Raw genomic sequence first — 12,905 nt, 5'->3', positions numbered from 1 at the left:
GGACTCCCGGGCTCAGTCGCCGTGGACTCCCGGGCTCAGTCGCCGTCGCCCGTCGAGATCGGTTCGACGCGGAAGACGTACCCCTCGTACGCGCTGTCCAGATTGGCCGGCCCTTCCGCGGCCGTGTGGTCCACGCAGAGGAGGGCGGTCGCCTCCACGGCGCCGGTTCCGGTCTCTTCCTGATACCGCTCGGTGACCTCGAACGCGGCCGGCTCGTCGCAGCCGCGTCGGTAACACTCCTCCGGGCCGTCGTCCGACGGTTCCGCCTCGTCGCCGCGCTCGCGGGCCTCCGAGATGTCGCGCTCGATCCGTCGGCGCTCCTCGTCGCGGGCCTGCTTGTCGCGCCCCGATTTGGTGTCCGGCATACCTGCCTCGTCACGCCTCACGGTGATAATTGTACGGTCGATCGTGACGGATCGGCGTCCGGAGTCGGTCCGCGGTTTCGCGCTACCAGAATCCGCCGTCGGAGTCGCTGTCGTCCCCGACGCCGCCCGGCCCGCTCGGCCCGCGCGGTCCGCTCGGCCGCGGGTCGGGGTCGATCTCGACCAGCTCGCTCTCGGCGCGCGGGTCGATCTCGCGTCCCTCGTCGTACCGGACGAACGAGAGGTAGAACGGCTCGCCGCAGCCGGGGTCGTCGACTTCGCTTTCCCGCTCGTCCCCGCCCTCTCCGTCGCTGGCGACCGCCCCGCCGACATCCGGCCCGCGAACCCCGTCGTGCGGGTCCCAGACGACCCCGTCGCTCTCGCCGCAGACGAATCTGACGCCGTCGACGCCATCCCGATCCTCGAACGGCTCCGCGGGGGCGACGTACGTCCACCCCTCGAGGGGGTACGGCGTCACGGCCTTGTCCGCGAGGTAGCCGTCGCGTTCGAGCTCGACGAGCGTCCCGCAGTGCGGACAGTAGTAGGTGACCGGATAGCTCATGGCCGACGTACGGGCGCCGTTTTTATACGCCCGTCGCCGACGCGTCGGCCTTCGCCGGCGGGGCCGGACGCCGATCCCGCCCGCGTCCGGATCAACATATTCACTACAACCCGTCACGAACCGGGTGATATGAGCTCGGACGACGTCTCCCGGCGCGCGTTCATGCGGACCGCGGGCGGCGCGACCGCTGCCGCCGGGGCGGCGACGGCGACGGCGGGGACCGCGGCGGCACAGGAGGAACAGCCGGTCTGGCCGAGCGGGGCCAGCAGCGGGAACGTCGGGTCGTATCAGGACGCCCGCGGCGAGAGCGAGGTGACCGTCTCCGTCGGCGCGGGCGACAGCGGTCTCGCCTTCGACCCGACCCTCCTGTGGGTCGACCCGGGAACGACCATCACCTTCGAATGGACGGGGAACGGCGGCGCCCACAACGTCCAGACCGTCGAGGGCGGCGGCCCGGCCAGCCTCGACAGCGGCGACCCGGTCGGCGAGGAGGGGTACACCTACGAGTACGAGACGAGCGAGGAGGACGTCGGCATCACGCACTACCACTGCGTTCCCCACACCGCGGTCGGCATGCACGCCGGCCTCGCCGTCGGCGGGGACATCGAGACCGAGTCGACGGGCGGCGGCGGCGGATCGAACGCCGTCTTCGTCCCGCAGGGCGCCCGCGCGCTCGGCATCGCCACGTTCATCGCGATGGTGAGCACGCTCGGGCTGGCGTTCGTCTTCATGAAGTACGGCGGGACGATAACCGGCGACGAGGAGTAGTCGGCGTTCGGCGCGACCGGCGCGACGGCTCCATTCTCGCGCGTCGTTCGGTCGACGGAGAGCGACGGTACTGCCCTCGGCGACGACTCCGTCGTCGTCGGCGACTCCCGACGCCGACCCGACCGGGGCTCCTCGGTTCGTCCCCTCGCTCGCTCGGGCCGTCCCCGCGGGTCACTCGCGTTCGCCGCTCCGGAGGCGGCGCGCGGCGTACGCGACACCCGCCAACGCCGCGAGCGTGCTGCCGACGCCGAACCCGGGGACGTCCTCGCTCGTCTCCCCGTCGCTCCGGTCAGTGTCGTTCGCCGTCCCCTCCGCGCCCGACGCCTCCTCCTCCTCCTCCTCGGCCGGGGTGTCGCCGTCGCTCGTCTCGTTCGACGCGTTCTCGCCGTCCCCGCCGACGCTCGCGTTCCCGCTCGTCCCGTTCGCCACCGCCGACTCCTCGTCGACGACCACCGACAGCGACGCCTCCGCGCTCACGCGCTCCGCGTTGTCGGCGTACGCGTCGACCGTTATCTCGTACTCGCGGGTCGTCTCGGCGTCGATCGCGATACCGTCCTCGGTGACCGACGTCCGGACCCCCGTCTCCGTTGCACCGTCCGACGCGTCGGCGGGAAACGTCACCTGCACCGCGGACCCGGAGAACTCGCCGATCGAGGCCGTCGACGAGTAGACGGGGCCGCCCTCCGCGGTCGCGACGGCGATGTCGACGCCGGCGTTCACCGGCTCGACGCTCGTCGTCCGCTCGACCGAGACCGTAACCGCGATCGGCTCTCCCGCCGCGGCCGTCGCCGGCGTCGCGGCCGCCGTCACGCCGATGGTCGCCTCCCGCGGCTCGACGGCGACGGGGGCGGCCATGCTGGAGTGGAGCGTGCAGACGTACTCGGCCATCGCCGCCGCCAGGTCGGGCGTGAGCGTGAACGAGACGGTCCCGTCCTCGTCGGTCCATCCGACCGCGTCTTCCGACTCGAAGGAGCCCCGACCGGACTGGCTCAGAAGCGGCCTCCCGTCCGCGTCGCGGAAGGCCAGCGGGTGGTTCTCTCCGGCGGTGTTCCGGACGGCGTACCGGCCCCCGACCCGGAGCCCGATCTCGGGGTTCTCCGCGCCGACGTCGGCCGTCGCGCCCTCCCCGTCGACCGAGGTCACCTCCCACGCGTTCGCGAACACGTTGTCGAGGATCAGCGTCGCGTCCGGTTCGCCAGCCGAGCCGGACTGCCCGGCCGCGGTTCCCGACGCGCCGGCGGCCGCCGTCAGCGCCGTCGCGCCGGTCGCGACCGCTCTGAGGAGGGTCCGCCGGTGCGGTCGGGATCGGCCGCGGCGACTCGTCGCGGGTCGTTCCGGGGATTCGCGCGGGGTCCGCGGCGCCTCGGTCTCGGCGGTCGCTTCGCCCGCGGATCCGTCCGTCCGGAGTTCGTCCATCACACGCGTCAGGGGCCGAAGCGGAAAGAGCGTTTCGAGGGACCGGGCCGGAAACGGTCTCAGTCGGCGTTGAGGAGCTCCCTGTACCCGTCGAGAAACCGGTCCAACACCGAACCGCGGTCGTACTCCGCGAAGTCGGGCTCGACGGCCCGACGGGGGAGGTCGCCGACGGCGACGAACTCGTCCGCGAGCTCGGCCGGGCTCGTGACGAGGCGGCCGCGCTCCCGGCCCTCCACGAGCTCGTGGGCGCTGGAGTCGGCCTGGTACTCGACGAGCGCGACGCAGCCGCACGCGAGCGCCCACAGCAGCTCCGTCGCGAACGTCTCCCACGTCGCCGTCGCGGCGACGACGTGGGTCCCCTTGTACAGCTCGACGCGCTCGCGGCGCGGGAGGTCGCCGAGGAACGACACCCGGTCGTCGATCCGGAGGTCGCGCGCGGTCGCCTCGATCCGCTCCCGCTCGGGGCCGTCGCCGACGACGGCGGCGGTCCAGTCGCGTCCGCGGAGCTCCGCGAGTCCGAGCAGGAACGTCTCGACGTTCGCGTGGCGGTCCAACCGTCGGGCGTACACCGCGTCGAACCGGTCGTCGACGCCGGCCGACTCGACGAGTTCGAAGTCGACGCTCTCCGGGACGACCCGCACGTCGTCGCCGTCGGCGCCGTGCTCGCGGACCCGCGTCTTCGTCGTCCGCGAGGGGGTCGTCACTCCGTCGGCGCTCCGGGCGAGGAATCGATAGCGCCGGGCGGCGTCCGCGGGGTGGTCGCGCCACCAGTCGACGACGACCGGCGTCCTCGTCAGCGTCCCCGCGACCGTCGCGCCGAGCCCCGGCGTCGGCGGGCTGTTGACCGCGTGGACGACGTCGGGATCGACGCGGCGGAGCGCGACGGGGAGCCGCGCCGCGAACGCCGTGGGCGACGGGTCCGTCGTCACCGACCGGTACTCGATCCCGTCCTCCTCGAAGGCGTCGTGATCGCCGCCCCACCAGCGCGCGCAGAGCCACGCGACCTCGTGGCCGCGGGCCGCGAGGCCGCGGGCGACTCGTCGCGTCCGCTCCCGGGCCGGCGTGTCGCCGTGACCCGGGGCGAAAAGCGAGGCGAACGCGACGCGCATACGGCGACCGGACGACGGGCCCGAATAAAAAGACACGGCATCGCGACGTGGTCGGCGGGGACCGGAACGCTCCGGCCACCTCCGCCACCCGAAACGGTTTCCCACCGCGGGCGGAACCGGACCCCATGCACCGGTACGACATCGAACGGTACCTCAACGTGCGGAACGCCGGCGGAGCGGACCTGGGGCCCGACGGTCGGCTCTCCTTCCTGCTGAACACGACCGGCACCGGCCAGGTGTGGTCTCTCGACGAGCCGCTGGGGTGGCCCGAACAGCACACGTTCTTCGAGGAGGCGGTCTCGTTCGTCGACTCGTCGCCCGAGCGCGCCGAGGCCGTCTTCGGGATGGACGAGGGCGGCAACGAGCGCGCCCAGCTCTACCGGCTCAACTACGAGTCCGGCGAGATCGTCGACCTCACCGAGCGCCCCGAGGCGAAGCACCGCTGGGGCGGCTGGGACTCCGAGGGCGACCGCTTCGCGTTCGCCTCCAACCGGCGCGACGAGTCCGTGTTCGACGTGTACGTGCAGGACCGCGACGCGACCGGCGACGACGCCGAGCTGGTGTGCGAGGGCGACGGCTGGCTCTCCGTCGCGGGCTGGTCGCCGAGCGACGACCGGCTGATCGTCCACGAGGCGCACTCCTCGTTCGATCACGACGTGTACACTCTCGACGTCGCGAGCGGCGACCTGACGCATCACACGCCTCACGAGGGCGACGTCCGGTACGGCAGTCCGGAGTGGGGACCGGAAGGCGAGTCGCTGTACCTCGTCACCGACCGCGACAGCGACACGCTCCGCTTGGAGCGGCTCGAGCTCGCGACCGGCGACTTCACCGTGGTCGCGTCCGGCGAGGGGTCGGCCCTCGAGGGCGGCGCCGGCGCCGACGAGTCGGACGACGCCCCAGAGAAGCCGGGCGGCGACGACGGCTGGAACGTCGACGGCGTCGCGGTCGACGAGGAGTCCCGCCGCGTCGTCTACTCGCGGAACGTCGACGGCTACACCGAGCTGACGGTCGGGGAGCTCGTCGACCCCGACCGGATCGACCCGTTCCCGGCCCCGGACCTCCCGAGGGGCGTCGCCGGCGGCGTGAGCTTCGGGCCGGACGGCGACCGCTTCGCGGTCACCGCGACCGGGAGCACCCACAACGCGAACGCCTACGTCGTCGACGCGACCACCGGCGAGACGGAGCGCTGGACCGCCGCCTCGACCGCCGGGATCCCGCCGGACACGTTCGTCGAGCCCGAGCTCGTCCACTACCCGACCTTCGACGGCCGGGAGATCCCCGCCTTCTTCTCCGTCCCGGAGACGGAGCCGCCCGAGGGCGGCTACCCCGTCGTCGTCGACATCCACGGCGGGCCGGAGTCGCAGCGCCGCCCCTCTTTCGCCTCGGTGAAGCAGTACCTGCTGAACAACGGCTACGCCGTCTTCGAACCGAACGTCCGCGGCTCCTCCGGGTACGGGAAGGCCTACTCCGCGCTCGACGACGTGGAGAAGCGGATGGACTCGGTGGCCGACGTCGAGGCCGGCGTCGAGTGGCTCCACGACCACCCCGAGGTCGATCCCGACCGCGTCGTCGCGATGGGCGGCTCCTACGGCGGCTTCATGGTGCTCGCCGCGCTCACCGAGTACCCCGAGCTGTGGGCCGCCGGCGTCGACATCGTCGGCATCGCGAACTTCGTCACCTTCCTGGAGAACACCGGCGACTGGCGCCGCGAGCTCCGCGAGGCCGAGTACGGCTCGCTCGACGAGGACCGGGAGTTCCTGGCGTCGATCTCGCCGATCAACAACATCGAGGCCATCGACTCCCCCCTGTTCGTCCTCCACGGCGCGAACGACCCGCGGGTGCCCGTGGACGAGGCCGAACAGATCGTCGAGGAGGCGCGCGAGCAGGGCGTCCCGGTGCGCAAGCTGATCTTCGACGACGAGGGGCACGGCTTCGCGAAGCTGGAGAACCGCATCGAGGCGTACCGCGAAGTCGTCGACTTCCTCGCCGAGCACGTCTGAGTCGACGCGTCTGAGATGGAGATCGGACGCGGGGTGAAGTGCGGAGCCGGCGCGGGACCGACGCCCGGGATATCGCGTCGAGCGCCCCGGGATTCGGCTCGTCGACGGGACGGTGAGGGGTCGCAGTAGTCTTATGCTGTACGACAAACATTATCTATCATGGGCATCGACGCAATCGCCGAGTCCACGGCGGCCTCGATGAGCGAGGGCCAGATGGGGGAGCTCCTCGAAGCGGAGGGGGTCGGAACGCTCGGGCTCCCGACCGACGACCTCCCGTATCTCCTCCCGATCTCGTTCGGCTTCGACGGGGACGCGACGCTGTATTTCGTCTTCTTGCTGTTCGGGTCCGAGAGCCGGAAGGAGACGCTCGTGACCGAGGCGGGACGGGCTCAGTTCCTGGTCTACCGCGCCGAGTCCATGTACGACTGGCAGAGCGTCTCGCTGACCGGCCGAATCACCGCCGTCGAGGAGGGGGAGTGGGACGAGCTCCGGAGCGCGATGGAGAACGCGTGGCACCCGAACGTCTTCTCGTCCGCGCATCCGATGCGCGGCGTCCGCGGCTACCGCTTCGAGATCGACGAGTGGACCGGGCTCCAACAGCGGGACGTCGGCGGAAAATGAGGGGCGCGACGCGCGCCGTCACCGGTCCCTAACGGGGCCGCGCCGTCATCGGTCCGACTACCAGTCCGGGCCGAAGTCCGGGTTCAGCTGGCGGTCGGTCCGACCGAGGGTGTCGATCTCCTCGACGTCCTCGTCGTCCAGTTCGAGCCCGATGCTCGCCCAGTTGTCGGCGATGTGATCCTCTCCCGTCGCCTTCGGGATGGCGGTGACGCCCTTCTCGCGGAGCCACGCGAGGCTCACCTGCGCGGCGCTGACGCCGTGCTTCTCGGCGATGTGAGTGATCGCCGGGTCGTCGAGCACGACCCCGCGGGCGAGGGGAGAGTAGGCGACGAGCTCGACGCCGTTGGCGTCGGCGTACTCGCGCAACTCCTCCTGCCGGAGCAGCGGGTGCATCTCCACCTGGTTCGCGAACGGCGCCTCGCCGAGCGCGTCGGTCGCGGCGTCGAGGTGGTGCGGCTCGAAGTTCGAGACGCCGATCCGGTCGATCAGGCCGTCGTCGCGGAGCTCGGCGAACGCGGGCAGCGTCTCCTCGGGGTCGTACGCGCCCGCCGGCCAGTGGACGTACAGCAGGTCGACGTACTCCGTGCCGAGCTTCTCGAGGCTCTCGCGGGTGGACGCGGCCACGTCCTCGGGCGCGAGCTGGTCGATCCACACCTTCGTGGCGAGGAACACGTCGTCGCGGTCGACGTCGGCCGCGGCGATCCCGTCGCCGACGGCCGCCTCGTTGCCGTATATCTGGGCGGTGTCGACGTGGCGGTAGCCGGTCTCCAGCGCGGTCTTCACCGACTCGGTGCACTGCGCCGGCTCGTCGTTCTCCCACGTGCCGAGCCCGAGCACGGGCATCCCGTCGCGGGTCGGTACGTCGAAGGACCGCTGTCGCTGTGACATGGCTCCGGGTAGTCGCGTGAGGGGAAAGTCGGTTGCGGTTCCGGTCATCCGTCGGCCCGCGCCCTCGGTTATCGGCTCGCGGGAAGCGACGGGCGATACTTAACAACTGAGTCACAAGTATCGACGAGGGAATGGCGAGCTACTACGACTGGCTGCTCGCGGTGATCGCGGCCGCGATGATCGTCGGTGTCGGGGCGAGCGTCCACTCCGCGGTGGCCCTTCACCAGGGGCTCGCCGGCGGGAGCCTCGTGTCCACGCTCGTCCTCTACGAGATTCTCTTCCGAAACCCGCCGACCGAACCGACCCGGTCGCCGACCGCCGCGTCGGTCGCCGTCGGGGTCGGATGGCTCCTCACCGCCGTGCTGATGTACTGAGCGCGGCCTCCCGCCGCCCGTCACTCCAGCAGCGCCCGCGAGGAGTTCGTCACGACGAGCAGGCTCGACGCGCCCATCGCGACCGCGGCGAACAGGGGGTTGAGCAGGCCGGTGACCGCGAGCGGGATCGCGACCGCGTTGTACAGGAACGCCCAGCCGATGTTCCCCTTCACGCGCCGGCCGGCCGCCCGCGACAGCTCGAAGACGGTCGCGACCGAGCCGAGGTCGTCGTCGACGATCGCCACGTCGGCGGCGTCGGCCGCCATCGCCGTGCCGCCGCCGAGCGCGATCCCGAGGTCCGCGGCGGCGAGCGCCGGCGCGTCGTTGGTCCCGTCGCCGACCATCACCGTGAGCCCGCTCGCCTTCAGCCGCGTTATCGTCTCGGCTTTCCCCTCCGGCGGGACGCCCGCGAAGACCGAGGAGACCGCCTCGTGCTCCTCGAAGACGGTCGCCGCGCGCTCGTCGTCGCCCGTCAGGACGACCACGTCGACGCCCTCGTCGGCGAGCGCGGTCACCGTCTCCTCCCACCCCTCGCGCAGCTCGTCGCCGACCACGACGACGCCCTCGGCGGCGCCGTCGCGCCCCACCGCGACGGGGACGCGACCCACGTCGCGCGCCTCGGCGACCGCCCGCCGGATCTCGTCGGGGACGGTCCAGCCGCGCTCGTCGAACAGGGCGGGGTGGCCCACGACCACGTCGGTCCCGTCGACCGTCCCGGAGACCCCGCGGGCGTGGCTCTCGAAGCCCTCGACCGCGAGCGCGTCGGTCGCGCCTCCGGCGTCGCCGCCGGCGGTCGCGCCGGCTCCGTCGTCGGGCGACGCCGACTCGGTCGTCCCGCCGTCGGCGACCGCCGCGGGGACGGGCGACGCGTCCGGGTCTCCGCGAGCGTCTCCGCGCGCTCGCGCCGCGGCGATGGCCCGGCCGACCGGGTGGGCCGACCGCTCCTCCAACGCGGCCGCGAGCCGGAGGAGGTCGTCGTCGACGTCGGCGGCGATCACCTCCATCTCGCCGGTGGTGAGCGTCCCCGTCTTGTCGAAGACGACGGTGGTCGCGTCGCGGACCCGCTCGAAGACGGTGTCGTCGAAGATCACGATGGACCGCTCGAGCGCGTCGCGGATCCCGGCGGCGACCGCGAGCGGGGTCGCGAGCCCGAGCGCACAGGGGCACGAGACGATGAGCACCGTGAGCCCGACGAGCATCGCCTCGGTGACGCCGTTGCCGAGCGCGAGGTTCGCGGCGGCGGCGACGACGGCCACCGCGAGGACGACCGGGACGAAGACCGTCGCGAGCCGGTCGGCGAGCTTCTGGACGCCGTGGTTCCCGCTCTGGAGGTCCCAGACGAGCTCCGCGACGCGGTCGAGGCTGGAGCTCGCGTCGGGACCGACCGCGATCGTCAGCGAACCGTCGGCGACCACGGAGCCGCCGACCACGTCGTCGCCGGCGGTCTTCCGGACCGGCATCGACTCGCCGGTGACGACCGACTCGTCGACCGCGGCGTCGCCGGCGACGACCTCGCCGTCCACCGGGACGCGCTCGCCCGCCCGCACGAGCAGGCGATCCTCGGGTTCGAGCGCGTCGATGGCGACTTCCTCCGTCTGGGTGACGGCCCCCGCATCGGCCGCATCGGAGCCGCCGGAGGCGTCGCCGGTCCCGACGACCCGCCGAGCGCTGTCGACCTGCACCGCGGTGAGGTCCGAGAGGAGCTCCGTCGCGCGCTTCTTGATCGAGTCCTCGTAGCTGTTGCCGACGGTGACGATCACGATGATCGCGACCGTCACGTCGTAGTAGATCGACGGCGACTCGACGAATATCACCGCGAGCGTGCTGTAGACGTACGCGCTCACCGCCGCGATGGCGACGAGGAGGTCCATGTTCGGCGACCGCGTCTTCGCGCTGACGTAGGCGCCCCGCAGTATCGGCTTGCCGGTGAACAGGAGGACGACGGTCGTCAGGACCGCGATCACGATGAAGAAGTACGTCCCCGACGTCGACGACATCGCCTGGTCGAGGTACTCCAGGGTGCGCTCGTTGTAGAAGGGGAACGCGAAGTAGGTCGGATAGATGATGACGATGTACTGCAGCATGACGGCCATCCCGACGAGCACGCCGGCCGCGAGCCGGGCCGTCGCCATGTTGTCGGCCTGCCGGCGCGCGAAGGCGTCGTCGCGGGGGTACGCGCTGTAGCCGAGCCCGCTCACCGCCTCCGAGAGGTCGTCGGTCGAGACGCCGTCCGGGTCGTGGTCGATCCGGACGGTGTCCGTGACGTAGCTGGCGCTCGCGGCGCTGACGCCCTCCGTCCGGGTCGCGACCGTCTCGATGAACGCCTCGCAGGTCGCGCAGTGCATCCCGTCGACCTCGAGGAACGTCGCCTCGTGGTCGGCCGGGACGTCGTCGCCGGCCTCATCGCCCCCGGCCTCCCCGCCTTCGTCGCCCGCGCGTCGACGCTCCCGAACCGCGTCGGCGTCGACGTCGACGTCGCCGAGGGCCGCGTACACGTCTCGACAGCCGGGACAGCAGAACTCGTTGCCCGCGTCGTCGGTCACGTCGACGCCGTCGGTCGGGAGTTCACAGAGGGTGCAGTCGGGCGCGCTCATCGGTCACATCCCCCCCATCGTCCCGGCGTCGAGCGGGTTCCAGAACGGGAGCCGCGGGTGCGGCACGGAGATTCCGACCGACATCAGCCCGTGCGCGAACAGGACGTAGCCGAGCGCGACGAAGGCGACGCCGAGCAGCCGGTGGATCCGGCGCCGGTGGACGGCGTCGACGCTCTCGATCACGGTGCCGTAGAGGAAGACGGCGGGCATCGTCCCGATCCCGAGCGCCGCGAGCGCGATTCCGCCGCTGACCGCCGAGCCGCTGGCGAACGCGTAGAGGTACGCCGGGTAGAGGATCGGGCAGGGGAGGAGGCCGTGGACCGCGCCGAGCCCGACGATGCCGGGGCCGTTCGCGAGCCGGTCGACGTGGCCGGTGAGCCAGCCGGTGACTCGTTCGAGTCCCGGGAGGTGGATCCCCCCGGTCGCGCCGCCGAGCGCGTACCGAACGCCGACGAGTATCACGGCCGCGCCGACGCCGAGGCCGACGACGCCCCGGACGAGCTCCGCCGCGCCGGTCAGCGTCGCCGTCGTGACGAGGACGACCCCGCCGAGCGCGCCGAGCGCCGCGCCGATGGTCGCGTAGCTCGCCGCGCGGCCGAGGTTGAACAGCGCGTGCTGGCGGACCTCGTAGGTCGTGAGGTGGCTCCCGCGACCGTCGGAGGCCGCGGACGCGGCGGCCCCGCCGCTCGCCGCGCCCCCGCCGTCGGTCCGGCCGTCCCCCTCGCGCATCCGGCCGGCGTACACCGTCACGAGCGGGCCGCACATGCCGATGCAGTGGGCGCCGCCGAGCAGCCCGATGGCCAGGAACAGCAGGACGTCGGTCCCCAGAAGCGTCGAGATGTCCATGGGCGTGTGTTACCGCGTCTTGGCGTCGCGGGCGGTAATGGGTTTCGTCGGGGACGAGACCGACGGTCCGCGACGGCTGCGGCGCACGTCACTCCTCCGCGAAGACGGTCGCGTACATCCCCCCGGTCTCGTGCGGGATGCAGACGTAGTCGTAGCGCCCGGCGACCTCGAAGGTGTGCGAGAAGCGGTCGCCGTTCTCCAGTCCGCCGCCGAAGTCGGACGCCCACGCCTCGCGGGCGGTCTCCTCGTCCTCGTAGCCGCCGGAGGCGAAGTACTCCGCCGCGTCGGGGATCGCCGCCTCGTAGGCGGTCACCGTGTGCGCCCGCGAGCTCGTGTTCTCCCAGACGACCGTGTCCCCGACGGACACGGTCAGCTCGGCGGGGCGGTACCCGGACGCGACCATCCCGACGTCGTAGTCCGGCTCGCCGCCGACGCCGGCGCAGCCGGCGAGGGACGCGGTCGCCCCGGTGCCGACGCCGGCCGCCCCGATCCGCCGGAGGAACCGTCTGCGATGCATACCCGTCCTCGGGGTTTCAGTCGTTTCAATATCGCGGTTCGCCCCACCGCGTGGGAACCGTCGCGGGCCTCGGGAAGCGGCCGACCGCTCCGTCCGACGGCTCGGCTCCCGTCACGGGTCCACGAGCTCGTCGAACACCCGCCGCTGCGCGGCCGCGAGGTGCTCGGCGAACGTCGACCGGGCGATCCCCACGGCCGCCGCGACCGCCTCCGCGTCGGCCTCGCGCGGGTACTCGAAGTACCCGAGCCGGTGGGCGGTCCGGACGACCTCGCGCTGTCGGTCGGTGAGCCGGTCCCGATCGACGACGACCGGGTCGCAGTCGCCCGACGCGCCGGACCGGGTGAGCCGTTCGAGCGTGACCGACGCCCCCGTGGCCTCGACGGTCTCGACGATGTCGCCGATCGGGTCGCCGGTGGGCAACGAGAGCGTGAGCAGGATCCGGTCGGGGGCCGTCCGGACCGTGACGTCGGAGACCGGGTGGCCGAGCGACTCGATCGACCGGCAGGGGTACGGCTCCGTCGGAGGGCTCCGGATCCGGTAGACGTACTCGCCGTCGGCCGCGAACACGGGATCCGCGTCGATCGGCCGCTCTGTGCGGAACTCCGAGACGACGGCGTCGTCGAGGCGGACGCGTTCCACGCCGGTGGCGACCGTCCCGTCGGGGAGCGCCTCGGCGACCGGCGCGTGCGGCGGGTCCCGGACGGCGAGGCGAGCGCGGACGCCCCGCGACCCGCCGGCGGGCTCGTCGGGTATCGGGCCGTCGCGGTCGTCGTCGGCGTGGGGGTCGGTCGAACCGTCGGCGGACGACGAGCGACGTGACCCCCGCGACATGTTCGAATTAAGCC

Annotated in this window: 13 protein-coding genes; 4 read left to right on the top strand and 9 right to left on the bottom strand. The window is 72.4% G+C overall.

Annotated elements, in window-relative coordinates:
* Positions 1–35: 35 nt before the first annotated feature.
* Positions 36–365, bottom strand: a complete 330-nt coding sequence (locus DJ73_RS06905; RefSeq protein ID WP_094525339.1) for a hypothetical protein — start codon at positions 363–365, stop codon at positions 36–38.
* Between the two features lie 82 nt (positions 366–447).
* A complete protein-coding gene (locus tag DJ73_RS06900) occupies positions 448–924 on the bottom strand; it encodes a hypothetical protein (RefSeq protein ID WP_094557640.1) in 477 nt (158 codons plus the stop codon).
* Between the two features lie 129 nt (positions 925–1,053).
* Here DJ73_RS06900 and DJ73_RS06895 point away from each other — a divergent pair, with 129 nt between their 5' ends.
* Complete coding sequence (locus DJ73_RS06895; RefSeq protein WP_094525341.1) at positions 1,054–1,692, top strand: halocyanin domain-containing protein; 639 nt, start codon at positions 1,054–1,056, stop codon at positions 1,690–1,692.
* Between the two features lie 171 nt (positions 1,693–1,863).
* Here DJ73_RS06895 and DJ73_RS06890 read toward each other — a convergent pair whose 3' ends face one another.
* On the bottom strand, positions 1,864–3,108 hold the full coding sequence (locus DJ73_RS06890; RefSeq protein WP_094557639.1) for a PGF-CTERM sorting domain-containing protein: 1,245 nt from the start codon (positions 3,106–3,108) through the stop codon (positions 1,864–1,866).
* Between the two features lie 59 nt (positions 3,109–3,167).
* Positions 3,168–4,217, bottom strand: a complete 1,050-nt coding sequence (locus DJ73_RS06885) for a glycosyltransferase (protein WP_094557638.1) — start codon at positions 4,215–4,217, stop codon at positions 3,168–3,170.
* Positions 4,218–4,342: 125 nt separating this feature from the next.
* Here DJ73_RS06885 and DJ73_RS06880 point away from each other — a divergent pair, with 125 nt between their 5' ends.
* Both DJ73_RS06880 and DJ73_RS06875 read left to right on the top strand, forming a co-directional pair.
* The gene (locus DJ73_RS06880) at positions 4,343–6,220 is read left to right on the top strand and encodes a S9 family peptidase (protein WP_094525343.1); all 1,878 of its coding nucleotides are present in this window, start codon (positions 4,343–4,345) and stop codon (positions 6,218–6,220) included.
* A gap of 159 nt (positions 6,221–6,379) precedes the next feature.
* Positions 6,380–6,841, top strand: a complete 462-nt coding sequence (locus DJ73_RS06875; protein ID WP_094525344.1) for a pyridoxamine 5'-phosphate oxidase family protein — start codon at positions 6,380–6,382, stop codon at positions 6,839–6,841.
* A 57-nt stretch (positions 6,842–6,898) separates the two neighbouring features.
* On the opposite strand, the gene DJ73_RS06870 is transcribed toward DJ73_RS06875, so the two are convergent.
* The gene (locus DJ73_RS06870; RefSeq protein WP_094557647.1) at positions 6,899–7,684 is read right to left on the bottom strand and encodes an aldo/keto reductase; all 786 of its coding nucleotides are present in this window, start codon (positions 7,682–7,684) and stop codon (positions 6,899–6,901) included.
* Between the two features lie 176 nt (positions 7,685–7,860).
* Here DJ73_RS06870 and DJ73_RS06865 point away from each other — a divergent pair, with 176 nt between their 5' ends.
* The gene (locus tag DJ73_RS06865; RefSeq protein ID WP_094525345.1) at positions 7,861–8,103 is read left to right on the top strand and encodes a hypothetical protein; all 243 of its coding nucleotides are present in this window, start codon (positions 7,861–7,863) and stop codon (positions 8,101–8,103) included.
* A 20-nt stretch (positions 8,104–8,123) separates the two neighbouring features.
* On the opposite strand, the gene DJ73_RS06860 is transcribed toward DJ73_RS06865, so the two are convergent.
* From DJ73_RS06860 to DJ73_RS06845, 4 genes are all read right to left on the bottom strand, one after another.
* Entirely contained in the window at positions 8,124–10,697 is a 2,574-nt protein-coding gene (locus tag DJ73_RS06860; protein ID WP_094557637.1) for a cation-translocating P-type ATPase, read from the bottom strand.
* 3 nt (positions 10,698–10,700) lie between these two features.
* A complete protein-coding gene (locus DJ73_RS06855; RefSeq protein ID WP_094525347.1) occupies positions 10,701–11,543 on the bottom strand; it encodes a sulfite exporter TauE/SafE family protein in 843 nt (280 codons plus the stop codon).
* Positions 11,544–11,631: 88 nt separating this feature from the next.
* Positions 11,632–12,060, bottom strand: coding sequence for a plastocyanin/azurin family copper-binding protein (locus tag DJ73_RS06850; RefSeq protein WP_094525348.1), 429 nt, complete (start codon positions 12,058–12,060; stop codon positions 11,632–11,634).
* 111 nt (positions 12,061–12,171) lie between these two features.
* Positions 12,172–12,891 (bottom strand): helix-turn-helix domain-containing protein, encoded by a 720-nt coding sequence (locus DJ73_RS06845; protein ID WP_094557636.1) that lies wholly within the window; start codon positions 12,889–12,891, stop codon positions 12,172–12,174.
* Between the last annotated feature and the right edge of the window lie 14 nt (positions 12,892–12,905).

It is taken from the genome of Halorubrum sp. Ea1, from assembly GCF_002252965.1.
GTDB lineage: Archaea > Halobacteriota > Halobacteria > Halobacteriales > Haloferacaceae > Halorubrum.
This window is presented reverse-complemented; position numbering and strand designations above follow the sequence as displayed.